This window comes from Flagellimonas sp. ABD4_174 (assembly GCF_056160185.1).
In genome coordinates, this window is sequence record NZ_JBSWWP010000001.1 from 3,080,166 (window position 1) to 3,106,521 (window position 26,356).

Consider the following 26,356-nt stretch of genomic DNA (forward strand, 5'->3'; position numbering starts at 1 on the left):
TTAAAAATTAAATCCGAAGGTTCCTGTTATCCCAAACGCCCTGGCATCTGGATTTTCGAGATAGTTTCCACGAAAATTAAAGTCGATCCGCAATATTTTGAAAATGTTGCCCACACCGAGTGAGTATTCCCAATAGATTTGATCTTCGGGGGCCATAAGCGGAATATTTGTAGGGGCGCTCAGAGCTATATTTTCTTCGGACAACTGACCCCACGCTCCTCGAACACCAATAATTTCCCTTAGATTCAGTTTTCGCAACAACGGAATCCGCGAAAAAATCCGACCATTAAAATTATGTTCCAAATGTACGGTGGCATAGGTATCCGTAACAAACTCATAAAAATCCAGATTGGGAAAAACATTGTATAAAGAAAACAATGTTTGGTTGCCCGGAACCACACTCAGCAAACCTAATGGCACCGTTCCAAATGTTTTTCCAAGTTCCACACTACTCGTCAACCTACCAAATCCTCCCAATTGCCATGGTTGTCTATAGGAGAATTGAATTTTCTCATAATCAAAATCACTTTCCAAAAAGCCATCCACACCTTTGGTGTACTGCAATATAAATGTGCTGTAGTCATCATTAATATTGGAGCGTTCAACGCCGTAACCAATGGTGCGCTTGCCCGGAGTATAGATCAGTGTGGTGTTTAGATCGAACTGTTTTATTTCCGACGCAATACCTGAAGGGGAACCTGCATCCACGTAGTCCAAACTAAAGGCATCGGGCAATGCGGAGCTTAAGGTACGGAACGACCCTCCCACATTTATCCTAAAATTTTTGACCGGTTCCATTTCCACGTTCAGCGTTGAAAGGTTAATATTGGTCAAACGATCGTTGGAGCCAACAGTCACCAAAGAAGAAGATGCAATGCTCCTTCCCATCACATCGTTGGTACTGGTAAGGCTCAATCCCAGTTGTTCTATATCGCGTCGATTTCCTCCCGATATGATCAATCTATTTTTACGATCGAGCAAAAATTTACCCGAGAATCCATGTTTTACCTTTTTATCATTAAAACCATAGGCCATATAGCCCTCCAATCGCCATAGATCGTTCTGACCAAAATATGTCCTGGCTCCTGCGCGCAAACGGATTCCTTCCGCATCGTTATAACCAAATGTGGAATATATATCTCCGATGTCGAGGTTCCACTTATCTATTTCGACATATCCAGAACCTAAAATACTTACAATGTCGTAATAGGTACGGAACTTTGGAACGGTCTTTAAAGTATCCAGCAACTTAAAAATGCCCGATTCATCCTCGTTCAAACTTTCCAAACGGGCGTTTTTCCAAAAGATACTGTCCTGAGAGAAAACCCTTGGATCGTAAGGGTCGGCAACTGCTTTGTAAAATTCCTCAGGTCTAGGATTATTAAACGTGTAATTATCAAAAACGGTGGTACGCTTTCCGTACACACCTCTGGATTCCTCTTTTTTGGAGAAACTAAAATCACTTAGCATATAGTCACGCTTCAACAAAAAGACAGAATCATTGACCACATCGAACTCCTGCTCTATATAAATTTCCTTCACCCAATTAATATTGGCACTCTTGGTGACCTGCATATTAATCTTTTTTATGGCGAAGGTGGTGTCGTTTACCCAAAAGTCCCCTTTAAATGTAAGCTCGTTCTTTCTTCTTGGATAATAAATTATGTTGTAGCACCATTTGTTGTCGATATAGGTACTGTCCGAAAGCACGTAATTATACACATCTATCCCAGTTTTGGATAAAGGACTTGTAAAGCTTTTATCGAAAAATTTAAGGTAATTATCGTAGATGTCGTAGTCGGAATAAAGATCTTCCACAAATGCTGTAATAGCCTGGTTCCCACTAAATCCTGAATTTTTGTTTCCAAGTACATCTTCCTTTTCCCTTTCCATCGTATTATCGCCATAAACCTTGGAAAAACTTTCGTTCAGGAACATGGGCAAATAGGTTTTGCCCGTAATTCGAGAAGTATCCAAATCCTCGAACATAAATTCCAATCCTTTAAAAAGTTTGCTTTTGATCAAAGCACTATCGATGGTATTAAGATCAAACTCGATTTTTTCGTATTTATCGTATTGATATTGTTCAAATTTACGGACGCCATTTTCGCGCTTTTTGGACCAAATTTTTCGCAAAATATCGATGGCAGGATTATTTTTTTTGGATTGCTTCCCTGTATAGATAACCACTTCCTGAAGTTGCTCCGCCGATTCCATTAAAACGATTTCCATACCATAACTCACCTTTTGCCCCAAGGGAATCTCAACGGTCTCGTAACCGATAAACGATACTTTTATAGCCTCGTGCGTTTCATCGGATTCCAAATAAAAACGACCATTATCGTTAGTAATGGTTCCTTCTGATGAATCCACAAAAATTATGTTTGCAAAGGCAATGGGCATCCCTTCTTCATCGGTTACCACACCTTCAATTTTGGACTGTGCGGATGCACCAAAACAAAAAAGAAGTAAAAAATAGGAAAAGTATCTTTTCATAGGTAGATATAAGGGCCATATGGAAACCAATTACGAGCGATTCCCATAATTAATAAGGTCAAATTTGGTTTAAAGTAATTTCTAATCAAAAAATGTTCCCTAAAAAATAACCCCATCAACAATGTTGACGGGGCTAATATACTTTACAATTTTAACTCTAAAGCTTGTATAACACTTTCTTAACAGCCTTTATCACATCTTCGTGATTTGGCAACCATTCTGCCAAAAGCACTGGTGAGTATGGCGCAGGGGTGTCAGCTGTGTTCAATTTTACGATCGGGGCATCCAAATAATCGAATGCCTTGTCCTGAACGTGATAGATAATCTCGGTTGCTACGTTCCCGAATGGCCATGCCTCTTCCAAAATTACCATTCTATTGGTTTTCTTAACAGAGGTCAAGATGGTCTCGTGGTCCATGGGACGCACGGTTCTCAAATCGATTATCTCACAAGAAATACCTTCTTTTTCCAATTCATCGGCGGCTTTGTAGGCTTCTTTTATAATTTTTCCAAAGGAAACAATGGTTACATCGGTACCTTCTCTTTTAATGTCGGCAACCCCCAAAGGAATGGTATACTCACCTTCTGGGACTTCGCCTTTATCCCCATACATTTGTTCCGATTCCATAAAAATCACAGGATCGTCATCTCGAATGGCAGATTTCAACAGTCCCTTGGCATCCGCCGGATTCGAAGGAACAACAACTTTTAGCCCAGGAGTGTTGGCGTACCAGCTTTCGAAAGCCTGGGAGTGTGTCGCGGCCAACTGTCCTGCAGAGGCTGTAGGCCCTCTAAATACGATAGGACAATTAAACTGACCACCTGACATCTGACGAATCTTGGCAGCGTTGTTTATAATTTGATCAATTCCCACCAATGAGAAATTGAACGTCATAAATTCAATGATAGGTCTGTTTCCGTTCATAGCGGAACCCACGCCGATACCGGCAAATCCCAACTCGGAAATCGGTGTATCGATTACACGCTCCGGCCCAAACTCGTCCAACATGCCCTTGGAAGCCTTGTAAGCCCCATTATATTCGGCTACCTCCTCGCCCATTAGGTAAATGGTATCATCTCTTCGCATTTCTTCGGACATAGCCTCGGCTACTGCCTCCCTAAACTGTAATGTTTTCATTAAATCGTACTAAATATTTATAGTCTGCTTAAAAACGCAAGCAAAAATAGGAAAAACTACCCGAAATTTGCTTGACCAAAATCCAAAAAAAGAACAAAATTTATTATGCATGCATAATAAATTTCCGATTTTATAATTATATTTGAACACATAAACCTAAAGTACATATGAAGATTTTAGTTTGCATAAGCAACGTGCCGGATACCACTTCCAAAATCAATTTTACGGAAGGCGATACCAAGTTTGACACAAACGGGGTTCAATTTGTTATTAATCCCAATGATGAGTTTGGATTGACCCGAGCCATGTGGTTCAAGGAAAAACAAGGTGCCACCGTACATGTGGTGAATGTAGGCGGAGCCCAAACCGAGCCTACCATTCGTAAGGCCTTGGCCATTGGCGCCGATGAGGCCATTAGAATAAATGCAGAACCAACAGACGGCTTTTTTGTGGCCCAACAGTTGGCCGAAGTGGTTAAAAATGGTTCGTACGACCTTGTTATTGCCGGTAGAGAATCTATCGACTACAACGGTGGTATGGTACCTGGTATCCTCGCCACACTATTGGACATGAACTTCGTTAACACGTGTATAGGCCTAGAAATTGACGGAAACAATGCCACAGCAGTTCGCGAAATCGATGGTGGTAAAGAAAAAATAAGCACCAGTCTTCCGTTGGTCATCGCAGGACAAAAAGGTTTGGTAGAGGAAAGTGACCTTCGCATTCCCAATATGAGAGGTATTATGATGGCCCGTAAAAAAACTTTGAACGTAGTAGAACCTATTGATGCCGCACAGCACACACAAGATCAAAAGTTTGAAAAACCAGCAGCCAAGGGACCTGTAAAATTGGTAGATGCCGAAAATATCGGCGAATTGGTCGAGCTACTGCACAACGAAGCAAAAGTTATCTAAACAAGAAAAAATTATGTCAGTACTAGTATATACAGAATCCCTAAAGGGAAAATTCAAAAAAAATGCCTTTGAAGTGGCCTCTTACGCACATAAAGTGGCCCAAGATCTAGGCACAACAGTTACTGCTGTATCCTTTAATGCCGAAGAAGATGCATCTTTGGGCAATTATGGAGTTTCCAAAGTTTTAAAAATTTCCGATGAAAGCCTGTCCACATTTAATGCCAAGGCCTACGCAGAAGTTTTGGCACAAGCGGCCAAAGCAGAAGATGCCAAGGTAATTATATTGAGCTCCAGTGCAGATACTAAATTTTTAGCACCGATCCTTACCGCTAAACTTAGTGCAGGGTACGTTCCCAATGTCGTAGCCGCTCCCGAGAGCACATCACCTTTTGTAGTAAAACGAACGGCATTCAGTAATAAAGGATTTGCCATGACCGAGATTTCGGCAGAAACCAAGATTATTGGCGTATCCAGCAATGCCTTCGGAATTGTGGAAAACAACGTTCCGGCCTCGGTGGAAGAATTCTCCGCCAATTTGGGAGATGGGAGCTTTAAAGTAAAATCTGTGGAAGTGGACAGAGTGGTCGGCAAAGCAACAATTGCCGATGCCGATATCGTAGTTTCCGGTGGACGTGGCCTAAAAGGACCAGAAAACTGGGGCATGGTAGAAGAACTAGCGGATGTTTTGGGCGCGGCAACAGCATGCTCCAAGCCGGTTTCGGATATGGGATGGCGCCCGCACAGCGAGCACGTAGGCCAAACAGGAAAGCCAGTTGCAAGCAATCTCTACATCGCGATCGGTATTTCCGGGGCCATACAACATTTGGCAGGAATCAACGCTTCCAAAGTAAAAGTGGTAATCAATAACGACCCTGAAGCACCATTCTTTAAGGCTGCGGATTACGGAGTCGTGGGCGATGCCTTCGAGGTAGTGCCCCAGCTGATAGAAAAATTAAAAGAATTTAAAGCCCAAAACGCTTAAATTTTGTTAATTTGCCCATTGCAAGGGGCTGTTCAGATAACTGGCATTGCCACTTATTTGAACGGCCCTTTTGCTTTAGGAGGAGATATATGAGTTTAGTACGATTAAAAATAAAGGGGATTTCCTATAGCCAAACACAAAATGGCGCATACGCCCTTATTTTGAATGAAGAGGATGGAGACAGAAAACTTCCCATCGTTATAGGTGCTTTTGAAGCGCAGTCCATTGCCATTGCATTGGAAAAAGAAATAAAACCGCCGCGCCCCTTGACACACGATCTGTTCAAGAATTTTGCCGACAGATTTAAGATCGTGGTAAAACAAGTGATCATACATAAATTGGTAGATGGTGTTTTTTATTCCAGCCTAATTTGCGAAAGGGATGAAGAAGAGGAAATTATAGATGCTCGAACCAGTGATGCCATTGCATTGGCACTTAGGTTCAATGCTCCGATATTTACCTACAAAACCATATTGGACAAGGCAGGCATTTTCCTAAAATTTTCATCCAAGGAAAAGGACGAAGATGAGAATGACAGTATTATGGTAGATGAAATACTCCAAGAAGGTGAAGCTGTCGAAATAGAATCGGGCTCCGACACCCACGGATACCGGGAGATGTCCCTCCAGGAACTTCATCAAGAATTGGAAAAAGCAGTGGCCAGTGAAGACTACGAGAAAGCGGCCAAATTAAGGGATGAAATTTCCAAGCGCAAATAAAACTTACATGGCGAAAAGGACCCAAAGTTTACTCATACTTTTACTCGTTTGTTCGGTCGCTTTCGGCCAAAGTTCCATCCCCGCAGATTCACTAAATATTGCGATTGGATCAACCATTACGGAAAATATCGCTCAAGAACAAGCTTCTGATATAATCCCTAATCAGGGTTTTTCAATTTCCACCCTACTGCGTGGAGCCTTGGGCATGGCAGTACTGATCTTAATATCTTTTTTGTTCAGTTCGAACAGAAAAGCTATCAATTGGAAAACCGTGGGCATTGGACTTTCACTACAAGTACTGATCGCCATCGGTGTGCTTAAAGTACCATTTGTACAATATATTTTTGAAAAAGTGGGCGGTGTTTTTGTGAGCATTTTAGATTTTACAAGGGCAGGTAGCCAATTTTTATTTGAAGGTCTTGTTGTGGATATGGATACTTTCGGGTACATCTTTGCATTCCAAGTATTGCCGACCATTATTTTCTTTTCGGCACTCACCTCGGTGCTATACTATTTAGGGGTTATCCAGGTTGTTGTTAAGTGGATGGCATGGTTGCTTTCCAAATCTCTTGGCATCTCAGGAGCGGAGAGCCTTTCTGTGGCCGGCAACATTTTTTTGGGCCAAACAGAAGCTCCTTTGTTGATCAAGGCCTATTTGGAAAAAATGAACAAGTCCGAAATCCTGTTGGTTATGATCGGTGGTATGGCGACGGTAGCTGGTGCTGTATTGGCAGCATACATCGGCTTTTTGGGAGGCGATGATCCCGAACTCCGTTTGGTTTTTGCAAAACACCTATTGGCGGCATCGGTAATGGCCGCCCCGGGAGCAATTGTTATTTCAAAAATATTGTACCCACAAACAGAGGAAGTCAACACCGATGTTAAGGTATCGGCAAAAAAAATAGGGGCCAATTTTTTGGATGCCATTGCCAACGGAACCACAGAAGGATTAAAATTGGCCTTGAACGTTGGTGCCATGTTATTGGTTTTTGTTGCCTTTATTGCCATGATCAATGGTATTTTGGGATGGATCGGTGACTTGACCACCCTGAACCATTGGATATCTACGAACTCTCCCTACGAAAATTTCTCCCTCGAAGCTATCCTCGGAACCATTTTTGCCCCGCTCATGTGGTTAATTGGTGTCGCCAATGAGGACATAATGCTCATGGGACAATTGCTAGGGATAAAATTGGCCGCAAGCGAGTTTGTCGGCTATATTCAATTGGCAGACCTTAAAAATGTAGCCAGCGGGGTTCATTTTACCTATAATAAATCGGTGATCATGGCTACCTACATGCTCTGTGGTTTCGCCAATTTTGCCTCCATCGGTATTCAAATTGGAGGTATCGGGTCTTTGGCACCGGGCCAACGCAAGGTACTCTCCTCATTTGGCATGAAGGCTGTTCTGGGAGGTTCACTAGCTTCCTTGTTATCTGCCACCATTGCTGGGATGATTTTAGGATAGTCAGGCAGGTGAAAGGCTAATGGTAAAAAAGTAAAAGGTTTTGGGTAAAGGGTGAAAGGTTTTTTTAGCAGTCTGAAGAATATAATATAGAATTCAATCTCAAAGTTTATAAATATACATTGTTATGAGAAATTTTCGAGAGTTGAACGTTTGGAAAGATGGACGAGTCTTGGTAAAAGACACTTACACACTAACAAAACTTTTACCAGATTCGGAAAAATTTGGCCTTATTCCCCAAATTCAAAGAAGTGCTATTTCCATACCCGCCAATATCGCTGAAGGATGTGCAAAATATTCACAGAAAGATTTTGTTCGCTTTCTACAATTCAGTTTAGGCTCTGTATACGAACTGGAATCACATATTATTCTATGCGAAGATTTAAATTTTATTTCTTCAAATTCAGTAAAGCTCATCATTAAAAACATTCAAAAACTACAACAGGGAATTGCATCCTTGATAAAATACAACCGGGCAAACCATTAACCCTTCAACCAAACATCCTTTATCTTACACCCCTTATAGTTAATAAAGTTTTCATAAGTCTTGCTAATTTTAGTTCCCAAAACACACTTATTGAATTAATTTCGATAGACTGATTTTTTGTCGTATCGAGCGTAGTCGAAATGTTTTGGATTTACCCTCATTCCCCCTGCTCGAAGCGATATTTGTTAACGAAACAACAGCATGAAACAATACCACGACCTTCTTAAACATGTATTGGAAAACGGAAACCAAAAAGGCGACCGGACAGGAACAGGTACCTTGAGCGTTTTTGGATATCAAATGCGATTTGACCTCGCTGAAGGATTCCCTATGGTAACGACCAAAAAGTTACACTTAAAATCCATAATCCACGAATTACTGTGGTTTTTAAACGGCGACACCAATATCCAATATCTGCAAGACAACGGTGTGCGTATATGGAACGAGTGGGCTGACGAAAATGGAGATCTGGGCCCTGTTTATGGACACCAATGGCGCAATTGGAACAACGAGGAAATCGATCAGATCAAAGAAGTAGTGGAATCCTTAAAAAATAACCCCAACAGCCGTAGAATGTTGGTTTCCGCATGGAATCCCAGCGTTTTACCAGACACATCGGTCTCTTTTTCGGAAAATGTAGCCAACGGAAAGGCAGCTCTTCCACCCTGCCATGCCTTCTTCCAATTTTATGTGGCAGATGGCAAACTATCTTGCCAATTGTACCAAAGAAGCGCGGATATATTTTTGGGAGTACCGTTCAATATCGCTTCCTATGCCCTTTTCACTTTAATGATGGCACAAGTTTGTGGCTACCAACCGGGTGAATTTATCCACACTTTTGGCGATGCCCATATTTATAACAACCACTTGGAGCAAGTGGAATTGCAATTGACACGAGATCCACGCCCCTTGCCGACCATGAAGCTAAACCCTGAAGTAAAAGATATTTTCTCTTTTAGTTTCGAGGATTTTGAGTTATCCAATTACGATCCACACCCACATATTAAGGGAGTGGTCGCGGTATAAAATAGGTTGCAATGCGGCAAAATGAGGACAAAATACAGGTTGATATTGAAAATTGGGACAGAAGGGAACATTTTCGGTTTTTTTCAAAATTTGAGGAGCCCTTTTACGGTATAACGGCCAAAGTAGATTGCACCCATGCGTACAAAACTGCCAAATCAAAAAATTCCTCTTTTTTTCTTTACTATCTGTATCGTGCGCTAAAAGCAGCAAACCAGATAGAAAACTTGCGGTACAGGATCATAGACCATAATGTCTATTTGTACGAAAAGATATTTGCCTCCCCCACCATTAACCGCCCCAATGGCACTTTTGGATTCTCCTATATGGAGTATTTTGAAGATGAACATATGTTCCAAAAAGAGGCTTTGGCGGTAATAGAAAAAGTAAAGAATTCCACCACTCTAATACCCGCCCTACATGAGAACGTTATCCACTTTTCAGCTATTCCATGGGTAGATTTTACCAGCCTATCCCACGCTCGGAGTTATTCCCACCCGGATAGTTGCCCCAAAATATCATTTGGAAAGGTAACAGAGGTAAATGACGTTAAAACTATGCCTGTTTCCATTCATGTGCACCATGCTTTGGTGGACGGCTACCATATTGGCCAATTCCTAGAAAAATTCCAAGAGCTTTTGAACGAGTAATCAAGATCTGTTTTTCCAAATATTTCTGTATCACAACACAATGGCCAATGCCAAAATATGGTTCGGTTAATCCACAAAGTATTCCCAAGACTTAAATCCATCCAGGTTTTTGCTAACCTGCCCCACTCCCATCAAAATGGGCAATTGAACTCATGAGTACATGTATCGAGTTTAGGGATGACAAAAAAATGTAGTGGAAGCAGAAACAATATTAATCTTTGTAAAATCGTACATTTGAGTCAATTCATCAAAAAAACGATATTTCATGAAACCCATCATCACTCTTTTTACCGCACTGCTATTTGCCAGCTGCGGTGAAGAACCTAGAAAGGAAGAAACGGAAATGCAGAACAAGACCGTGGAAGAAAATACCGAGACCGAAGCTCCTAAGTTACGCCATGTAGTTTTGTTCAAATTTAAGGAGTCTTCGAGCGCAGAGGACATCAACCTAGTGGAGGAGGCCTTTAATGCCCTGCCATCCAAAATAGATGTAATAAAAGGTTATGAATGGGGAATGAACAACAGCCCGGAGAGCTTGAACAAAGACCTAACCCACTGTTTTTTACTGACATTTGACAACGAAGACGATCGTGACACTTACCTTACCCACCCCGACCACGTGGCGTTTGGAGACATTGCCGGCCCGCATATTGCAGATGTTTTGGTAGTGGACTATTGGGCCAAGTAATTTTTGGGCTCGTTCGGCTGAACCCGTTTCCGCACCCCATCAAATTATACCAAAAGTTTACGGAGCCTTATTGCAGGTTTATGGAAAAGATAGGTAGCAATTTAGAAAATCGCCATCAGTAATTTCAACACTACTGATGGCAAACAGTTTTTTGATTAAATCTCCAATACCGCATTCTCGGCACCTGCATAATCGTTCCATTGAAAACGATCAGCTTCGGCATCGTTGGTGTAATTTCCGTCTATTAAATATCTAAACTCGTAGCTGTTTTCGACAGGTAGATCGAACGTTCCTTTAAAAGTGCCGTTCTTCAATTTTTTTAAAGTACTTTTTTTAGGGTTCCATTTGTTAAAGTCCCCAACTACAGCAACTGTTTTTGCCTCGTCCGCAGGAACTGTAAAAGTAACTTTGCAAACTGGCTTGCTCTTAAGGTATTGTTTTTTAATTGCCATGGTAATGTTGTTTAATTTAAAGCACAAAACAATACATAAAACTGCTTATTTACAATAAGTTAGAACCGATTTATCAAATTGATAAAATCTACCTAACAATAGGATTACTTTTGATAAATATGTCTGTAGATTTTTATCATTAAACATTTTTACGTCCATTGTTTTAATAGTGCGGCAATCTTATCCACCTCTTCCACGGTATTGTAAAAATGGAAGCTCAGTCGAATACCACCTCCCCTGGGCGATGCCACAATATTTTCCTTGGTAAGCATATTGAAAAGTTCGTCTCCACCCCTAATATTGAAAATGGCACTGTGTTGCTCCCGATTTACAATCTTATCTTCCAACAAATTCAATTCGTTAAAAACTGTAAGGGCCCGGTGGGACAACTTTTTTACCTGAGATTGAATATTGTCCAGACCTATTTCATCCAGAAACTTGATCGCAAATTCCAAGCTTCCAAAGTTGAGGGAATCCAGATGACCCGGTTCCAAATGCTTACAAAACCCGATATTATTTCGTTTGGATGCATCGTTATCCACCGACCCGTTTCCGATACCGTTTAGTTCGAAATGATCTTTTACCGCATCCTTGACCAAAAAGAAGCCATTGCCATACCCGGCCAAAAGCCATTTGTAAGCGCTTGCCCCCAAAATATCGATACCCGAAGCTTCAAAATCGAAGGATTGTGTTCCACAGTACTGCGTACCATCTGCAATAATAACAAGGTCGGGGAACTCTTTTTTTAGGTCTTTTAAAAATTCCATATTTATTTGGAGTCCATTGAGCCATTGCACCAAACTCAATGCCAATACATCAAATCCCCCTTTTCTAAGCTGCCCACGGATATTTTCTTCCAAATTTTCATCGGCATCCACATACGTTCTCTTAAAATTTCGTGTCTCGAAAGGCCAATTAAGACTAGGGTAATCATTGTTAACAAGCAATATGTTTTTGTTCTTGGGAAGCCCTTCCAACAAAAGATTGATCCCTAAACTAAAATTGGGTACCAAGGCCACGTTTTCTGGCCGGCAACTAAAAAATTTGCCCACAGTTCTCTTTATTTCCGGCATATGCAGAAACCCGTTCATTTTCATCTCACTGCCCCCGATCAAGTAATCAAGGTCGTGCCCTTGTCGCCACTCCATTAAATCCTCATTCAATAAACCGGTCGCTGCGGTATTTGCATATATGCACTGGTTGAGTACTGGAAATTTTTTTCTTAGCTTTTGCATGTCGGGATTTTTGGAAACAATTCAATTATCTTTGTCCATAAAGATAGCCATTCCATGTTGTCATTTGGTAAAAAGAAAAAGCCTGAAATAGATTTGGAACAGCACCAACTTCTGGAAAATGCCCAAAAACGTATAAAACAGAAGAAGAGGTTGTACTCCCATGTGGTCATATTTCTGATCGGCAGTATTTTCTTGATCATTGCCAACAAAGTTTTAAAATATGGTGTTGCCTACGATTGGTCCATTTGGCTGATTTGTATATGGACCTTTTTGGTCGCCATGCACACTTTTAAGGTGTTTGTAACACATAAATTTATGGGGCAGGATTGGGAGCGATCCCAACGTGAACGGCTGGTGGAGCTTCAGAAAAAACGAATAAGCGAACTTCAAAAGGAAATAGAAACCGATTTTCCCCTTTCCAAAATCAATAAAAAAAAAGATCAGTGAAAAAATTGATCATCATTGCTGCGGCCGCAGAAAACAATGCTTTGGGCAAGGACAAAGATCTAGTTTGGCATTTGCCCGATGATTTTAAGCGATTTAAAGCCTTGACTTCCGGACACAAGATCATTATGGGGCGAAAAACCTTGGAGAGCTTCCCCAAGCCTTTGCCCAACCGAACGCACATTGCCATTACCCGGGACGAGGACTACGTGCCAAAATTCCCATGTACCGTGGTACATTCCATTAGCGATGCGATCGATTTAGTAGAGGATAACGAGACCGCTTTTATAATTGGTGGTGGAAAAATTTACAAGCAGTGCATGACCATTGCCACGGATATTGAATTGACACGGGTGCACGGCAAGTTTGAAGCGGATGCTTTTTTTCCTGAAATAAATGAGGACCAATGGGAGCTCGTAAAGGAAGAATACCACCCAAAGGACGACAGGCACAAATATGATTTCACTTATTTGACCTACCGTAGAAAATAGGGATTAAAAATCAAGATAGGAGACTTTAGCGTTGGGGCTATCTATTAGCTCTTTTAAAACCGTTACATCGCCATTGGTATAAAAAATATGTTCAGGATTACCATTTACCTTGGTCTGCAAGTTTTTCTGCTCCAAGATTGTTTTGGTTTGACGAGCCACGGCTTCGCCTGAATCTATGATATTTACATTGTTTGGCAATATTTCCTTTAAAACAGGAACAAGATAAGGATAGTGTGTACACCCTAGCACCAAACAATCCATATTCTCCTCTAGCATAGGTTCAAGAAGCATTGACAAGAGGTTCCTCATCTCTTCTGTATCAATTTTACCGGCCTCTATTAGCTCTACCAATCCTTTTCCCTCTTGCTCGAAAACGGTTATGCCCTCGGCGAAAAGTTTGGAAGTATTGTGGAACAAGCTACTGGAGAGCGTTCCTTTAGTGGCCAATACACCCACTTTTTTTGTTTTCGTCTGTAGTGCCGCAGGTTTGATTGCCGGTTCTATGCCTATAAAAGGTACTGAGTAATGGGAACGTAGATGATCAATTGCGTTCGTTGTAGCAGTATTACAGGCTACTATGATGATTTTACAACCACGCTGGACCAAATATTCGGTATTTTTAATACTGAGCCGTAAAATCTCTTCTTTTGACTTTTCTCCATACGGGGCATTGGCGCTGTCGGCCAGATAGATGGTATGCTCGTGCGGCAACATTTTTGCAACTTCCTTCCAAATGGAGGTGCCCCCTACTCCCGAATCGAATATTCCTATTGGTTTTGGCATGATTAAAAATAGTATCTAAAAATTTTATGGCATAAAAAAACCGCTTTTATAAAAGCGGTTTTTTTACGTAATCTTAGATATGGTTTAGAAACCAAGTTCTTTCTTAACTTCTGGCAACAGGTCTTTTCCTTTGGCCACGATAAGGCTCAATCCTGGGCTTGCATCGATTACATAGTCGTAACCTTGTGCTGCTGCCACTTTTTCGATAGCTGCTTTTGCCTTTTCGGAGATTGGTGAGAACAACTCTTGTTGCTTTTTTTGCATTTCTTGCATAGCTGCTTGTTCCGCTTCCTGGATATTTTTTTCAAAACCTTGAAGCTCTACTGCTCTTTGCTCGTTTTCTTCTCTTGTTTTGGACGTTGCTTCGTTTTGGTACTGGGTATACTTGTTTTGAAGCTCGGTCATTGAGCTTTGGATATCCGCTCTATAGGTTTCCTGTAATTTCTTCAACTCAGCTTGTGCAGCTTTCATCTCTGGCATGTCAGACAATAGTTGCTGAACATTGATATGTGCAACTTTGCTCTGTGCGTTTACAAAACCCGTAGCCGCAACAAACAATACTAGGGCCACAGCGATTCTTTTTACATTTTTCATGATTCTCTACGTTACTATTTTGACTTAAAATTTAGTGTTTCAATATAAAACTATCCTATTGAATCCTTTTGTTGTTCTTGCGCTTTTTTTCGCTCTTCCAATTTAGCTTTGCGTTTGGCCTCGCGCTCTTCCAATAATTTTTTTCTTCGTTCTTCGTATGCCTTTTTGCGCTCTTCGCGTTCCTTTAGCTTTTCCTCTCTTCGTTCTTCCGCTGCCTTTTCTTTTTCTTCCAAAGCTTGCGCAGCATTTTCCTGTCTTTCTTTTAGGGCATCGCTGATCTTGTCCTCTTCTTCCTTGAACTGCTCCAAACGGCTTTGTTCTTGTTGTTTTTTATTGGAAGCGCTTATTTTTCTTGTGCGCCCTATTTCCCTTAAAACCAAATCACTGATATCGTGCCGTTTTTCGGAATACAACATTACAACATCTGCTGATTTATCAAAAATAAAATCGTATCTTTTATTAGCACCTATTTTTTGTACTTCATTAAAAACTTGGTCTTGTATAGGTTGGATCAGCAATTGTTTTTGCAACACCAAATCTCCTTGTGGCCCAAATCGGTCTTGTTGGTAATCCAACATTTCTTTTTCCAAAATTTGGATTTCTTCTTCACGCTCAAGGACCAATTCATCGGTAAGAAGCACTTTTTCCGCCATCAGATCTTTCTTCATTTGGTCGACAACACTTTGCTTCAGTTCAATTTCTTGCTTCCACTTTTGAGCTTTGGCATTTAATTGTTGTGTTGCGTCCCTATACTCTTCCACATTTTCTAGGATATACTCCATATCCACATACCCAATGCGAACACCCCTTTGGGAAAATCCATACAAGGAGGACATTAAAACAACTAGTGATAAAAGAACTTTGATATTCATCTTTGATTCCGCATTTTACATAGAAAATATCGTGCCAAAATTACTAATTAATTAAATATGAGTTATTTACAAATTAGTAACACACAATTTTCCACTGATTAAAACTGCTGCCCGATGATGAAGTGCGTTTGCCAGCCACTTGGCCCTACAGATCCTGGACGAGCATCGCTATCGAAACCGTAACCAAAATCTATTCCCAAGAGACCGAATGCCGGCATAAAAATACGTAGCCCCACTCCGGCAGATCTTTTTAACTCAAACGGATTATAGTCATTAAAATTGTTGAAAGCGTTACCAGCTTCTAAAAATGATAGTGCATAAATGGATGCAGAAGGCTTTAAAGTTAGCGGATATCTCATCTCCAGGGAGAATTTATTATAAATGGTACCCCCGTCCTGCTCAAGATTTCCGGTTATGGCATTTGGAATATATGGTGTAAGCGACTGGTTTTCATACCCTCGCAATTGAACTACATCCCTACCGTCCAAAGTAAAGTTCCCTAGTCCGTCCCCACCGACATAGAAACGCTCGAACGGCACATCTCCTATATCGTGGTTGTATGCTCCCAAAAAGCCAAACTCGGCGTTTGTGCGCAGCACCAATTTATCTACAAGGGTGGTGTACCAATCGCCTTTGAACTTGATTTTGTAATACTCCAACAATTTAAAGCGCTCTTCTTCAAATCGTTCCAAATCCTCTGCCAATTGCTCACGCTCCAATATTTCTTCCGCATCTGTGGAATTTTGTAATTCATCCAACCGCTCAAGGGTATTGTCGATATCATTTTTTAATTGACCGTAGTCCTTATTACTGAACAAAGAGTATGGCGGAGTAAACTTGGCCGTTAGTTCGAAGTTTGAACCTGTCATCGGGAAAATTCTACTTGGCCCCTGGGAACTTCTTGAAATACCAAAGGTATAACTCAGCGAATTGGAGTTACCATTACCAAAATTGAACAGTCCACTATTATAATCGTTAAAGTCGTACAACTGATAACTCAAGGAATGTGAAATAGTAAAAAAGTCATCTGGCCATTGCACTCTTTTTGCCAAACCAGCAGATACCCCTGTAATGGCAAATCCACGGGATTTATCCACATCCAATCTTCCATTTTGATCGAACCCGGTCGCAAATTGTTGGGTCCTGGATAGCGATAAATTAAATCGGACCGGTTTTTTGCCCCCCAACCATGGCTCCGAGAAGTTTAAACTATATACACGGAAAGTTCTACTCGCCTGTAAACGCAGAGCAAATGTTTGACCATCTCCCATGGGAACTGGCTGATAGGCCTCTTTGTTAAAAATATTCTTTAAGGAAAAATTACTGAAGGAAAGCCCAAGGGTTCCTATAAAACCTCCACCCCCAAAACCACCTTGGAGTTCAATTTGGCTGGATCCGGATTCTACCAAGCTATAGTTTACATCCACAGTTCCTTCGTTAGGGTTGGGATTGATAATGTCCGGCACGATCTGCTCTGCATCGAAAAATCCGAGTTGGCCCAATTCGCGAATGGTTCTAACAATATTGGCCTTGCTGTATTTTTGACCAGGCCTGGTTCGGATTTCCCTAAAAATAACGTGGTCATTGGTCTTGTCGTTTCCAGAAACCGTAACGTGGTCCAAAAATGTTTCCTTTCCTTCTATTATTCGAATCTCAAAATCGATGGTATCGTTTACTGCAGAAACTTCAACAGGGTTAATACTCGAAAACAGGTAACCGTTGTTCTGGTACAGATTGGTCAAGTCCTCTGCATCTGGCTTTGTATCGTCTGCGATACGTTCCTTTAACAGAACCCCATTGTATGTATCACCTTTTTTGATACCTAAATATTGGGTCAGCATTCTATCGGTATAAACTGTGTTGCCCACAAAGTTGATATCCCCAAAATAATACTTGTCCCCTTCTTCGACAGAAATCACAAGGTCTATATTCTTTTCGTCGACCTTTACAAAGCTGTCGGACAGCACCCTGGCATCCCTATACCCTCTTTCCGCATAGGTGTCGACCAAATTGGACAGGTCTTCTTCAAAGTCGGCTTCGATATATTTGGACTTTTTCCAGAAACGGTAAAACTTTTTCTTTTTAGTGTTTTTTAAAGATTTTTTGAGTCGCTTGTTGGAAAGTTTCTCATTGCCATCGAAAGTGATCTTGCGAATTTTAACCTTATCGCCTTTGTTTACATTGATGACCATGTTCTGCGTATTGGCCCCGGTAGTATCCGTAGCGGTGGCAATACTTACCTTTGCATTGAGGAAACCTTGTTTTTTGTACTTGTTCTGAAGGTAGTTCTTTGTGTTTGCGATCAAGCTCTCGGTAATTTTTTTACCTTTTTTAAGGTCGGTGTCGTCAATGATATCGTCCACCTTCCTTTTTTTGACACCATATACGGTGACATTGTTCAATGTTGGACGCTCCATAATATTGAGTTCCAGAAATATTTTGTCGTCCTCTACTTTGGTGTAGAACATTTCCACATTGCTGAACAAATCCAAGTTCCACAACTTTTTGATCACTGCACTGATTTCGTCACCAGGAACTTTGATGGGTTGACCTACCCGTAACCCTGTGTAACTTTTAACGGTTTGCTCGTTGTAACTCTGCAATCCAGTTACAGATAGTCCGCCCAAAATATATTGCTTGCCTTCCTCGAAAGTGGTTTCTTGGGCAAATGCCTGGGTGGATAGTAGTAATAAGGGGATAAAAAGGGTAGAAAGTATAGCGTTTGTGATACCCTTAGTTAAGTTGTTCGCTCGTTTTTCCAAATCGTCGTTCTCTATTTTGATAACTTATTATGGCCTCTACCAAATGACTTTCTCTAAAGTCGGGCCAAAATACATCAATAAAATATAATTCGGCGTATGCTATTTGCCAAAGTAAAAAATTACTTATCCTACATTCGCCGCTTGTGCGTATAAGTAGGTCTACATCAGGCAAAAAGTGCGTGTAAAGATGTGTATTTATAACTGTTTCATCAATATTTTCGGGGGAAATTATGTTATTTTTAACTTTGACCGCTATTTCTTGCACAGCTGTTTTTATCTCTTCCCTAGAGCCATAGCTCAATGCCAACGTAAGGGTCATCCCCGTATTGTTTTCAGTTTTGGACATTACCTCCGTAAGTTCTTTATAGACTTTTTTGGGCAGTGTGTCGATCTTACCTATGGCCTTTAACCTTATATTGTGCTTGGTCAAGGTCTTTAGTTCTTTTTTAAGGGCATTGACCAAAAGTCGCATTAAGGTATCGACCTCTGTTTTAGGGCGGTTCCAATTTTCGGTGGAAAAAGCATATAGGGTAAGGTAAGGTATCTTGAGTTTGGCACAATTCTCAACGGCTTGGTTTACAGCGTCAACACCATTCTCGTGCCCGAACATACGGAGCTTTCCCCGTTGTTTTGCCCATCTGCCGTTACCATCCATTATAATGGCAACATGTTGCGGCAGTTTATCTTTGTCTACTTCTTCTAATGTGTACATTTTATTGAAAACAATCCTGGCAAGGTTTACGCCCAAAGGTATACGTTAAGGTTATACCTGTAAAAACGTACCAGTCATCGCTCAATATATTCCCAAAACGGAACTGTTCAAAATTGGAGCCCTCCGGGTTACTTGCGTCCAAATTATCCGTAAAGGTGTATCTGGCCCCGATTTCGGCTCCAAGAATCAAAAACTGATTTAAACGATACTTGGCCCCAACCGTCATTGGAATTGCAAAACTACCGTCTTTTTGGTTAATATCCTGCATTTGAAGGGCATCAATATAATTAAAATCGTATCTGAAGTAAGTAAAACCTGTGTAAAGGTATGGTGTAAAGGCCGGTCCGAGCTTGTGCAGGTTGTATTCCACAAAGTTTATTTCCAGTCCGGCAGAGAACTCCAAAATGGAATTATCCACTTTATACCCTCTTTGTTGTCTGGATTCCATACTGGATTTAGTGTCATCAGCCGTAACACTACCATAAAGTATACTGCCACGCCATGCATAGCGCTTGCCCTTGTTCCATTTAAATATTCCGCCAAATGCAGGTCCCGATGGTAAGATATAATTGGTCCTTCCCACATCCCCTATCATATTGGCCCCGCCGGCAAACACCCCTATCTCGTAGGTTTGCGCGCTCACTTTGATCACACAGCACAGAAAAACTGCCAAAACTATTCGCATACGATCCAAAAAGTTTCAAGTATTAAGAGTAAAGGAAGGTCTATAGTTGTACGTTTAAAATTGTTCTCCCTTGTTAAACAGTTTTTCGTTCTATTTATTGTTTTTATCCGTATCAATTGCGTTTATCTTCCCCCCAAAGTAATTTATTCCTCAAAGTTTTTAGGAAACTCTCCGATTTGTACTCGATCATTTTAATGGTAAAATCCGCTTTTTTGATTCGAATTTCCTTTCCGTTCGGAATATCTGCAATTCGCGAATCCAACGATACCAAGTGCGTGTGCTCCCTACCGGAAACTTTTAACCTGATTTGTGTATTGTCCGAAATTACCAATGGCCTCGCATTGAGGTTGTGCGGCGCAATCGGTGTTAGCACCAACGATTTTGCAGAGGGCACCATTACCGGTCCGCCACAACTCAAAGAGTAACCTGTTGATCCTGTTGGTGTGGAAACAATCAGGCCATCGGACCAATACGAGGTCAAATATTCATCGTCCAACCATGTTTCCACAGTGATCATAGAAGTGGTATCTTTTCTGCTCACCGTAATCTCGTTCAAGGCAAAATTGAGTCCGTTGAATTCGTCCAGCTCCGAATCGAGTTCCAGTTCCACCAAAGAACGCTCCTCTATAGTAAAATGCCCCGCTTGAAACTCGGTTACAAGTTTTCGGACATTTTCTTTTTTAAACGTGGACAAAAATCCCAGTCTCCCGGTATTTACACCTACAATAGGAATCCCATAGTCCTTAATATAGGTAACGGCCCGCAACATTGTTCCATCACCACCAAAACTCACGAACATATCAAAAGATGGATCTAATCCTTTGGATTGGGTAAACGTACCTTTTATTTGTTCCTTGGTGATCGTTGCTACAAGCGCATAAAAAGATTCCTCTACATATATGGAAGCATTCAGTTTTTTCAACTCGTCCATTAGCTCCTCTACACAAAGTTGATCTTCCTTTTGAAAAGATTGACCGTATATGGCTACCTTCATACTAAACGTTAAGATATTTTTCCAGATAGTCGGAACGCTGCTTCAAATCTTCCAAGAACTGATCATCGCTGTTTCCGAACACAATAGTATAGTTGTACCGCCTAAAGGTCTGGGCGACCTCGTTTAGGCTTTGCGTACCTACCTTAAGGGTTATTTCCACAATATCATTGTGCGAATCGGTAATAAAGGCTCCCAACAAACGGGCATTATTGCCTTCTACGATTTGGGCTATCTCACTAAAAGAATAATCTTTTATCCCGATGGAAACCACCAATATAGCTCCAGGCTCCTTAAAAAAAGGCGTATCGATAAATACATCCACTATATCCTCCAGGTCGTAATACCCGATAATCAAACGGTCTGCGTCCAATACAGGCAGCACATTGGCCTCGTTACGGGAGAACATTTCCAAAACATCCAGCCAAGCAGTTTCCTTTGTCACAAAGAAATCCTCCATTTCAAACCTAAAATCCTCTATTTTCCGTTCCGCTTCAAAACAGGGCAGATCGTTTTCTGACAGTAGCCCCAAATACGTTCCGTTCTCGGTAATTCCAACATGGGAAAATGTGGTTTCTTCAAAAAACGCAATAACATCTTTTAAAGTTTCCGACACATTGAAAACAGGAACCGTATTGATTATTTTATCTTGAATCTGCATATCTCTACTATTAAGTGCAAAATACTAATTTAAAATGGCAAAAGGCATGCCGAATTCTTATTTTTGACATTCTAAAAATGAACTCCATGACAAAGTTAAGTGTCAACATAAATAAACTGGCAACTTTAAGAAATTCGAGAGGCGGCAACGTACCCAACTTGATAACTTCCACCAAGGATATCGAATCTTTTGGCGCACAGGGCATCACCATACATCCGCGTCCGGACGAACGCCACATCCGTTACCAAGATGCCAGGGACCTAAAAAAAGTGGTCTCCACGGAATACAACATTGAGGGCAACCCCATTCCAAAATTCATTGATTTGGTACTTGAAACAAAACCCACGCAGGTCACCTTGGTGCCCGATGCTGAGGATGCCATAACCTCCAATGCCGGTTGGGATACTATAAAACACAAAGATTTTTTAGTGGATGTAATCAAAACCTTTAAAGAAAGTGGTATCCGCACTTCTATTTTTGTGGATCCCGACGTAGAAATGGTAAAAGCAGCGGCAGAAACCGGCACCGACCGCATTGAACTCTATACGGAAAGCTTTGCCGAAACTTTTGCCAAAGGCAACAAGAAAGGTAGCATTGCTCCATTTGTTGCAGCGGCCAAAATGGCACAGGAAGTTGGCCTTGGCCTAAATGCAGGTCACGACCTTAGCTTGGACAACATCAAGTTTTTTAAGGAACATATTCCTAACCTTTTAGAGGTATCCATCGGTCACGCATTAATATGTGAGTCCATTTATTTAGGCCTCGAAAATGTTGTGAACATGTATTTAGATAGATTGAAATAATGCAAATATTACATTCAAAAATATTGGGCAAAGGCCAGCCACTTGTTATTCTTCATGGATTTCTGGGAATGTCCGACAACTGGAAAACCCTGGGCTCCAAATATGCCGAAAATGGATTCGAAGTACATTTGATAGATCAACGGAACCACGGCAAAAGTTTCCACTCCGAAGAGTTCAATTATGATGTATTGAGCAATGATGTGATTACATACATGGAGCACCACAATGTGGAATCGGCCTTGGTTATGGGACACTCCATGGGCGGCAAAACAGCCATGCAAATGGCAACATCCCACCCCAAAAAAGTGACCAAATTAATAGTGGCCGACATTGCCCCAAAATACTACCCCCCGCATCACGACTTTATTTTTAACGGGCTTTCACATTTGGACTTCAACACCATTTCAGATCGACGCGAAGCCGATGACGAACTGGCCAAACACATAAAAGATAGGGGAATTAGACAGTTTCTGCTCAAAAACCTCTATTGGGTGGAAAAAGAAAGGCTAGGGTTCCGTTTTAACTTTGATGTGCTCAAAAACCGCATGGAAGAAATTGGGGAAAATATATTTCCTTCCGCAATTTATAATGGCCCAACGTTATTTTTAAGAGGCGACCGCTCAGAATACATCCAACCTAACGACTACGACGAGATTAAAAGGCACTTCCCCATGGCCAAAATCGAAACTATAGATAAAGCTGGACACTGGCTCCATGCAGAAAACCCCAAACAGTTTTTCGAAAAAAGCGATACGTTTTTAAATTCATAAAATTGACCTATATTTATTATGCATGCATAATTTTTTTGCTCAATTTATTGTCTGTATGACAAATTTGATATAGATTTGGTTAGTTCTGGTTGTTACCATAACAATTAACATAAACTAACTGAAACAGATTTTTTGATATGAAAAAGTTGTATGCCTTACTCCCATTCTTAGGCTTATTCTTGATTGCATGTGAAGATGACACCCCGATCGACACACCAGACCCGACTCCAGTAGAATATACTTCAGGAACAGCAGATTTCTCCAATTATGTTGCCATAGGAAACTCTTTAACTGCCGGTTTCTCCGACAATGCCCTATTTATTGATGGACAAACAGCATCTTTCCCCAATATGCTCGCCACTAATTTCGCCCTTGCAGGAGGCGGAAGTTTTGAGATACCGTTTATGGCCGATAATTTAGGCGGCATGACACTGGGCGGAAACGAAATTTCTGGAAATCGACTGATATTGTCTTTTTTAGGGGAAAGCCCAAGTCCAGTTGAAAAAGAAGGGATTGGTTCCACCGAAATTTCACAAAAACTATCAGGACCTTTCAATAATATGGGAGTTCCTGGCGCAAAGAGCTACGAATTATTGGCACCGGGTTACGGAAGCGTCGCAGGGGTTGCCATGGGCACAGCCAATCCTTACTTCGCACGATTTTCATCGTCCGATACCGCCACCGTATTAGGTGATGCAGCAGCACAAGGCGCTACATTTTTCACCTTATGGGCCGGAGCGAACGATATTTTAATTTACGCAACGGGCGGTGGAACAGGAGTTGACCAAACAGGCAACTTGGACCCTAGTACCTATTCCAGAAGCGACATCACCGACCCCAACGTTTTCGCAGCCACCTTGGATGGTATTATTCAAACCATGACAGCCAACGGTGCAGGTGGCGTTATTGCCAACCTACCCAACGTTACAGATATTCCTTATTTTACCACCGTGCCGCACAATCCAGTGCCTTTGGATGCTTCGACTGCTGCTTTTTTGAACAGCGCCGAAGGCTACGGAGCCTATAATGCAGGACTTGCACAATTACAAGGATTGGGTATAATCACAGAGGACGAACTGGCAAAGCGAACCATATCTTTCTCGGCAGGTGAAGGTAACGCTGTTGTAATTATCGATGAAGATTTGACCGATTTAACAGGCTACAACCCAGCTTTGATCAATATGAGGCAAGCCACCGAAGACGATTTAATGGTGCTTACCTCCAGAACATTCATCGGCACTCTTGCCGACCCGAACAACCCAACATCCATTAATGGAGTTGCCGTTCCCCTTGGAGACGAATGGGTTTTGACTCCAGAAGAACAGGCCACCGTGGAAACCGCATTAACAGCATACAACCAGACCATTTCAGGTTTGGCCACAGCCTACGACCTAGCTTTTGTAGATGCCAACGCCTTGCTGAACGAACTGAACACCAATGGTTTTCAGCAAGCAGATGGTAGCAATGTTGACGCAACTTTCGCCACAGGCGGAGGATTCTCTTTAGATGGGGTTCACCCGTCGCCAAGAGGCTACGCCATTGTTGCCAACGCTTTTATAGCGGCAATAAATTCAAAATACGGATCAAATTTACCCAACGTAAACCCATTGGATTACACCGGGTTATATATTGACTAAACAAACATTATTTTCTTATCTTAAGGGCACCGAATTTCGGTGCCTTTTTTTATTACTGACAAAACTAAATACTATGAAACTTATACTGAGACTTCTTTTAAATGCAATAGCCGTAGTAATTCTGAGCTATGTACTCCCCGGGGTCGGGGTCGACTCCATGATGACCGCCATTCTGGTGGCTGTTGTACTGAGCATCCTCAACTTCTTGGTAAAACCCATATTGGTAATTTTCACCTTGCCCATTACCATTCTTACTCTAGGGCTTTTTCTATTGGTCATCAATGCCATAATTATTCTATTGGCCGCAAAACTCATCGATGGATTTTATGTAAGTGGCTTTTGGTGGGCGGTAATCTTCAGTTTGTTGCTAGCAATTTTACAGGCCATTTTACACTCCATTTTAAAAGAAGATCAATAGAATTCATTTTGTTTGAAAACCAACGGTTTAAAAACTTGCCGACAATTCAAAAAAGACTTACTTTTGCATCCCATTTTTAGAAAGCAAATTAGGTAGGAAATGAATATAACCAAAGAGCAGATTGACGATCTTAATGCAGTAGTAAAGGTTGCCATAAGCAAAGAAGACTATCAAGACAAAGTAGAGAAAATCCTTAAGGATTACAGAAAACAGGCAAACATTCCTGGTTTTAGAAAAGGTCAAGTTCCTATGGGGCTTATCAAAAAGCAGTACGGCAAAGCTGTTTTGGTGGACGAAGTGAACAAACTGCTCCAAGACAATCTGAACAAATATCTTACCGAAGAAAAGTTGGATGTTCTTGGAAATCCGCTTCCAAAACAACAGGACGATTTTGATTGGGACAAAGACAATCTCGATTTTGAATTTGAACTGGGATTGGCACCGAGCTTCGACGTAAACTTGAAGACAAAAAAAGCAGTGACCCAATATAAAATTGTTGCCGATAAAAAAATGGTCGAGGAACAAGTAGAACGTATCCAAAAGCAATACGGAAAACTGATCTCCAAGTCCGAAGTTGGCAAAAAGGACGAAATTACCGGTACGTTCACCAATCAAGAAGAGGAAATAGAGAACAAGACCACTATCGAAATGGACAAGATCAAAGGCAAAAAAGCCATTGATGCCCTGGTAGGTAAAAAAGTGGGCGACACTGTGACCCTAGCAAGCAAAGGTCTTTTTAAAGAAGACTATTTATTGTCCAGTGCGTTGGGAATTTCCGCAGACAAAGCCGATGGCCTTAAGATCGATGTTACCTTCACAATAGAAGAGATCAACGAAAGAGAACCAGCTGCCCTGGACCAAGAACTTTTCGACAAATTGTTTGGCGAAGGAAAAGTAAGTTCCGAAAAAGAACTGAAGGACAAGATCAAAGAAGACTCTGAAAAGCAGTTTGAACAACAAGCCGATCAGAAGCTCTTGAACGATATCACCGAAAAATTAATTGACGAAACCAAATTCGAGCTTCCGTCCGAGTTCCTTAAAAAGTGGATTCAGATCAGTGGAGAAAACCCCTTGACCGAGGATGAAGCCAAAGAAGAGTTCGAAAAATCAGAAAAAGGACTTCGTTACCAATTGATCGAAGGGAAAATCATTCAAGAGAACGATCTTCAGGTTCAGTTCGATGAACTTAAGGAGTTCGCCAAAGGCTTCATTAAGTCACAAATGGCTCAATATGGCCATATGGACCCAAAAGAAGAAGAACTGGAAAGTGTTGCCGCAAGGGTAATGAGCAACCAGGAGGAAGTAAAAAGATTGTCCGAACAATTGATGAGCCAAAAACTTTTGGACCTTTATAAGGAAAAAGCCAACCTTAAGATCAAGGAGGTGTCCTATGAAGATTTCATCAAGGAAGCGTACAGCTAAGATTCCACTAAAAGAAAATTAAGTATCTTTACGGTGCCGAAAAGCCAATTTTTCGGCACCTT

Annotated in this window: 27 protein-coding genes; 15 read left to right on the forward strand and 12 right to left on the reverse strand. The window is 41.3% G+C overall.

Features of this window, described 5'->3' with window-relative positions; all coding sequences use genetic code 11:
• Both ACXAFK_RS13775 and ACXAFK_RS13780 read right to left on the reverse strand, forming a co-directional pair.
• Nucleotides 1-2,496 (reverse strand): DUF5686 family protein, encoded by a 2,496-nt coding sequence (locus tag ACXAFK_RS13775; RefSeq protein ID WP_474958115.1) that lies wholly within the window; start codon nucleotides 2,494-2,496, stop codon nucleotides 1-3.
• A 157-nt stretch (nucleotides 2,497-2,653) separates the two neighbouring features.
• Nucleotides 2,654-3,634: a pyruvate dehydrogenase complex E1 component subunit beta gene (locus tag ACXAFK_RS13780; RefSeq protein WP_224835373.1), complete on the reverse strand. Its 981-nt coding sequence runs from the start codon at nucleotides 3,632-3,634 to the stop codon at nucleotides 2,654-2,656.
• Between the two features lie 167 nt (nucleotides 3,635-3,801).
• Here ACXAFK_RS13780 and ACXAFK_RS13785 point away from each other — a divergent pair, with 167 nt between their 5' ends.
• The 8 genes from ACXAFK_RS13785 (at nucleotide 3,802) to ACXAFK_RS13820 (ending at nucleotide 10,562) form a co-directional block, all read left to right on the forward strand.
• The gene (locus ACXAFK_RS13785) at nucleotides 3,802-4,548 is read left to right on the forward strand and encodes an electron transfer flavoprotein subunit beta/FixA family protein (RefSeq protein WP_293296548.1); all 747 of its coding nucleotides are present in this window, start codon (nucleotides 3,802-3,804) and stop codon (nucleotides 4,546-4,548) included.
• A 13-nt stretch (nucleotides 4,549-4,561) separates the two neighbouring features.
• Nucleotides 4,562-5,530, forward strand: coding sequence for an electron transfer flavoprotein subunit alpha/FixB family protein (locus ACXAFK_RS13790; protein ID WP_474958116.1), 969 nt, complete (start codon nucleotides 4,562-4,564; stop codon nucleotides 5,528-5,530).
• 89 nt (nucleotides 5,531-5,619) lie between these two features.
• Nucleotides 5,620-6,249 carry a bifunctional nuclease family protein gene (locus ACXAFK_RS13795; protein WP_224835376.1) on the forward strand — a complete coding sequence of 210 codons (630 nt, stop codon included), beginning with the start codon at nucleotides 5,620-5,622 and terminating at the stop codon, nucleotides 6,247-6,249.
• A 7-nt stretch (nucleotides 6,250-6,256) separates the two neighbouring features.
• The gene (locus ACXAFK_RS13800; protein ID WP_474958117.1) at nucleotides 6,257-7,717 is read left to right on the forward strand and encodes a NupC/NupG family nucleoside CNT transporter; all 1,461 of its coding nucleotides are present in this window, start codon (nucleotides 6,257-6,259) and stop codon (nucleotides 7,715-7,717) included.
• A gap of 124 nt (nucleotides 7,718-7,841) precedes the next feature.
• Nucleotides 7,842-8,201, forward strand: a complete 360-nt coding sequence (locus ACXAFK_RS13805; RefSeq protein ID WP_474958118.1) for a four helix bundle protein — start codon at nucleotides 7,842-7,844, stop codon at nucleotides 8,199-8,201.
• A gap of 201 nt (nucleotides 8,202-8,402) precedes the next feature.
• Complete coding sequence (locus ACXAFK_RS13810) at nucleotides 8,403-9,227, forward strand: thymidylate synthase (protein WP_474958119.1); 825 nt, start codon at nucleotides 8,403-8,405, stop codon at nucleotides 9,225-9,227.
• A gap of 11 nt (nucleotides 9,228-9,238) precedes the next feature.
• Complete coding sequence (locus tag ACXAFK_RS13815) at nucleotides 9,239-9,874, forward strand: CatA-like O-acetyltransferase (protein WP_474958120.1); 636 nt, start codon at nucleotides 9,239-9,241, stop codon at nucleotides 9,872-9,874.
• A gap of 265 nt (nucleotides 9,875-10,139) precedes the next feature.
• Nucleotides 10,140-10,562 carry a Dabb family protein gene (locus ACXAFK_RS13820; protein WP_474958121.1) on the forward strand — a complete coding sequence of 141 codons (423 nt, stop codon included), beginning with the start codon at nucleotides 10,140-10,142 and terminating at the stop codon, nucleotides 10,560-10,562.
• Nucleotides 10,563-10,717: 155 nt separating this feature from the next.
• Here the strand turns inward: ACXAFK_RS13820 and ACXAFK_RS13825 are convergent, their stop codons facing one another.
• Together ACXAFK_RS13825 and ACXAFK_RS13830 are read right to left on the reverse strand one after the other, a co-directional pair.
• Nucleotides 10,718-11,014 carry an isoamylase early set domain-containing protein gene (locus ACXAFK_RS13825; protein WP_224835381.1) on the reverse strand — a complete coding sequence of 99 codons (297 nt, stop codon included), beginning with the start codon at nucleotides 11,012-11,014 and terminating at the stop codon, nucleotides 10,718-10,720.
• Nucleotides 11,015-11,163: 149 nt separating this feature from the next.
• The gene (locus tag ACXAFK_RS13830; protein WP_474958122.1) at nucleotides 11,164-12,249 is read right to left on the reverse strand and encodes an aminotransferase class V-fold PLP-dependent enzyme; all 1,086 of its coding nucleotides are present in this window, start codon (nucleotides 12,247-12,249) and stop codon (nucleotides 11,164-11,166) included.
• A 54-nt stretch (nucleotides 12,250-12,303) separates the two neighbouring features.
• Between ACXAFK_RS13830 and ACXAFK_RS13835 the strand changes: the two genes are divergently transcribed.
• Nucleotides 12,304-12,696, forward strand: a complete 393-nt coding sequence (locus tag ACXAFK_RS13835; protein ID WP_224835383.1) for a 2TM domain-containing protein — start codon at nucleotides 12,304-12,306, stop codon at nucleotides 12,694-12,696.
• Nucleotides 12,693-13,184, forward strand: a complete 492-nt coding sequence (locus ACXAFK_RS13840; RefSeq protein WP_474958123.1) for a dihydrofolate reductase — start codon at nucleotides 12,693-12,695, stop codon at nucleotides 13,182-13,184. The genes ACXAFK_RS13835 and ACXAFK_RS13840 overlap by 4 nt, the downstream gene beginning before the upstream one ends.
• Nucleotides 13,185-13,187: 3 nt before the next feature.
• Here ACXAFK_RS13840 and murI read toward each other — a convergent pair whose 3' ends face one another.
• The 8 genes from murI to ACXAFK_RS13880 form a co-directional block, all read right to left on the reverse strand.
• Nucleotides 13,188-13,967 (reverse strand): glutamate racemase, encoded by a 780-nt coding sequence (gene murI / locus ACXAFK_RS13845; protein ID WP_474958124.1) that lies wholly within the window; start codon nucleotides 13,965-13,967, stop codon nucleotides 13,188-13,190.
• Nucleotides 13,968-14,051: 84 nt separating this feature from the next.
• Entirely contained in the window at nucleotides 14,052-14,561 is a 510-nt protein-coding gene (locus ACXAFK_RS13850) for an OmpH/Skp family outer membrane protein (protein WP_224835386.1), read from the reverse strand.
• A 50-nt stretch (nucleotides 14,562-14,611) separates the two neighbouring features.
• Nucleotides 14,612-15,433, reverse strand: coding sequence for an OmpH/Skp family outer membrane protein (locus ACXAFK_RS13855; protein ID WP_474958125.1), 822 nt, complete (start codon nucleotides 15,431-15,433; stop codon nucleotides 14,612-14,614).
• A gap of 98 nt (nucleotides 15,434-15,531) precedes the next feature.
• Nucleotides 15,532-18,195, reverse strand: a complete 2,664-nt coding sequence (locus ACXAFK_RS13860; RefSeq protein WP_474958126.1) for a BamA/OMP85 family outer membrane protein — start codon at nucleotides 18,193-18,195, stop codon at nucleotides 15,532-15,534.
• Nucleotides 18,167-18,907, reverse strand: coding sequence for an isoprenyl transferase (locus ACXAFK_RS13865; RefSeq protein WP_224835389.1), 741 nt, complete (start codon nucleotides 18,905-18,907; stop codon nucleotides 18,167-18,169). Before ACXAFK_RS13865 ends, ACXAFK_RS13860 begins: the two co-directional genes overlap by 29 nt.
• 1 nt (nucleotide 18,908) lies before the next feature.
• Nucleotides 18,909-19,592 carry a type IX secretion system protein PorG gene (gene porG, locus ACXAFK_RS13870; protein ID WP_224835390.1) on the reverse strand — a complete coding sequence of 228 codons (684 nt, stop codon included), beginning with the start codon at nucleotides 19,590-19,592 and terminating at the stop codon, nucleotides 18,909-18,911.
• A 112-nt stretch (nucleotides 19,593-19,704) separates the two neighbouring features.
• The gene (locus ACXAFK_RS13875) at nucleotides 19,705-20,586 is read right to left on the reverse strand and encodes an NAD kinase (protein WP_293296570.1); all 882 of its coding nucleotides are present in this window, start codon (nucleotides 20,584-20,586) and stop codon (nucleotides 19,705-19,707) included.
• Nucleotide 20,587: 1 nt separating this feature from the next.
• Nucleotides 20,588-21,244 (reverse strand): CBS domain-containing protein, encoded by a 657-nt coding sequence (locus tag ACXAFK_RS13880; RefSeq protein ID WP_474958127.1) that lies wholly within the window; start codon nucleotides 21,242-21,244, stop codon nucleotides 20,588-20,590.
• 86 nt (nucleotides 21,245-21,330) lie between these two features.
• Between ACXAFK_RS13880 and ACXAFK_RS13885 the strand changes: the two genes are divergently transcribed.
• The 5 genes from ACXAFK_RS13885 to tig all read left to right on the forward strand — a co-directional run bounded on the left by ACXAFK_RS13885 (nucleotide 21,331) and on the right by tig (nucleotide 26,294).
• Nucleotides 21,331-22,047, forward strand: a complete 717-nt coding sequence (locus ACXAFK_RS13885; protein WP_252079032.1) for a pyridoxine 5'-phosphate synthase — start codon at nucleotides 21,331-21,333, stop codon at nucleotides 22,045-22,047.
• Nucleotides 22,047-22,817 (forward strand): alpha/beta fold hydrolase, encoded by a 771-nt coding sequence (locus ACXAFK_RS13890; RefSeq protein WP_474958128.1) that lies wholly within the window; start codon nucleotides 22,047-22,049, stop codon nucleotides 22,815-22,817. Before ACXAFK_RS13885 ends, ACXAFK_RS13890 begins: the two co-directional genes overlap by 1 nt.
• 137 nt (nucleotides 22,818-22,954) lie before the next feature.
• Nucleotides 22,955-24,454 carry a G-D-S-L family lipolytic protein gene (locus ACXAFK_RS13895; RefSeq protein WP_474958129.1) on the forward strand — a complete coding sequence of 500 codons (1,500 nt, stop codon included), beginning with the start codon at nucleotides 22,955-22,957 and terminating at the stop codon, nucleotides 24,452-24,454.
• A 73-nt stretch (nucleotides 24,455-24,527) separates the two neighbouring features.
• On the forward strand, nucleotides 24,528-24,872 hold the full coding sequence (locus ACXAFK_RS13900) for a phage holin family protein (RefSeq protein WP_293296576.1): 345 nt from the start codon (nucleotides 24,528-24,530) through the stop codon (nucleotides 24,870-24,872).
• A 99-nt stretch (nucleotides 24,873-24,971) separates the two neighbouring features.
• Nucleotides 24,972-26,294 (forward strand): trigger factor, encoded by a 1,323-nt coding sequence (tig, locus tag ACXAFK_RS13905; protein WP_338193299.1) that lies wholly within the window; start codon nucleotides 24,972-24,974, stop codon nucleotides 26,292-26,294.
• Nucleotides 26,295-26,356: the final 62 nt, after the last annotated feature.

Coding starts and splice junctions, on each gene's coding strand:
- ACXAFK_RS13895 (WP_474958129.1), top strand. CDS start 22,955: ATGAAAAAGTTGTATGCCTTACTCCCATTCTTAGGCTTATTCTTGATT.
- ACXAFK_RS13830 (WP_474958122.1), bottom strand. CDS start 12,249: ATGCAAAAGCTAAGAAAAAAATTTCCAGTACTCAACCAGTGCATATAT.
- ACXAFK_RS13795 (WP_224835376.1), top strand. CDS start 5,620: ATGAGTTTAGTACGATTAAAAATAAAGGGGATTTCCTATAGCCAAACA.
- ACXAFK_RS13850 (WP_224835386.1), bottom strand. CDS start 14,561: ATGAAAAATGTAAAAAGAATCGCTGTGGCCCTAGTATTGTTTGTTGCG.
- ACXAFK_RS13900 (WP_293296576.1), top strand. CDS start 24,528: ATGAAACTTATACTGAGACTTCTTTTAAATGCAATAGCCGTAGTAATT.
- ACXAFK_RS13835 (WP_224835383.1), top strand. CDS start 12,304: ATGTTGTCATTTGGTAAAAAGAAAAAGCCTGAAATAGATTTGGAACAG.
- ACXAFK_RS13885 (WP_252079032.1), top strand. CDS start 21,331: ATGACAAAGTTAAGTGTCAACATAAATAAACTGGCAACTTTAAGAAAT.
- ACXAFK_RS13865 (WP_224835389.1), bottom strand. CDS start 18,907: ATGTACACATTAGAAGAAGTAGACAAAGATAAACTGCCGCAACATGTT.
- ACXAFK_RS13805 (WP_474958118.1), top strand. CDS start 7,842: ATGAGAAATTTTCGAGAGTTGAACGTTTGGAAAGATGGACGAGTCTTG.
- ACXAFK_RS13775 (WP_474958115.1), bottom strand. CDS start 2,496: ATGAAAAGATACTTTTCCTATTTTTTACTTCTTTTTTGTTTTGGTGCA.
- porG (WP_224835390.1), bottom strand. CDS start 19,592: ATGCGAATAGTTTTGGCAGTTTTTCTGTGCTGTGTGATCAAAGTGAGC.
- ACXAFK_RS13815 (WP_474958120.1), top strand. CDS start 9,239: ATGCGGCAAAATGAGGACAAAATACAGGTTGATATTGAAAATTGGGAC.
- ACXAFK_RS13875 (WP_293296570.1), bottom strand. CDS start 20,586: ATGAAGGTAGCCATATACGGTCAATCTTTTCAAAAGGAAGATCAACTT.
- ACXAFK_RS13790 (WP_474958116.1), top strand. CDS start 4,562: ATGTCAGTACTAGTATATACAGAATCCCTAAAGGGAAAATTCAAAAAA.
- ACXAFK_RS13820 (WP_474958121.1), top strand. CDS start 10,140: ATGAAACCCATCATCACTCTTTTTACCGCACTGCTATTTGCCAGCTGC.
- ACXAFK_RS13825 (WP_224835381.1), bottom strand. CDS start 11,014: ATGGCAATTAAAAAACAATACCTTAAGAGCAAGCCAGTTTGCAAAGTT.
- ACXAFK_RS13880 (WP_474958127.1), bottom strand. CDS start 21,244: ATGCAGATTCAAGATAAAATAATCAATACGGTTCCTGTTTTCAATGTG.
- ACXAFK_RS13810 (WP_474958119.1), top strand. CDS start 8,403: ATGAAACAATACCACGACCTTCTTAAACATGTATTGGAAAACGGAAAC.
- ACXAFK_RS13800 (WP_474958117.1), top strand. CDS start 6,257: ATGGCGAAAAGGACCCAAAGTTTACTCATACTTTTACTCGTTTGTTCG.
- ACXAFK_RS13890 (WP_474958128.1), top strand. CDS start 22,047: ATGCAAATATTACATTCAAAAATATTGGGCAAAGGCCAGCCACTTGTT.
- ACXAFK_RS13855 (WP_474958125.1), bottom strand. CDS start 15,433: ATGAATATCAAAGTTCTTTTATCACTAGTTGTTTTAATGTCCTCCTTG.
- ACXAFK_RS13780 (WP_224835373.1), bottom strand. CDS start 3,634: ATGAAAACATTACAGTTTAGGGAGGCAGTAGCCGAGGCTATGTCCGAA.
- murI (WP_474958124.1), bottom strand. CDS start 13,967: ATGCCAAAACCAATAGGAATATTCGATTCGGGAGTAGGGGGCACCTCC.
- ACXAFK_RS13785 (WP_293296548.1), top strand. CDS start 3,802: ATGAAGATTTTAGTTTGCATAAGCAACGTGCCGGATACCACTTCCAAA.
- tig (WP_338193299.1), top strand. CDS start 24,972: ATGAATATAACCAAAGAGCAGATTGACGATCTTAATGCAGTAGTAAAG.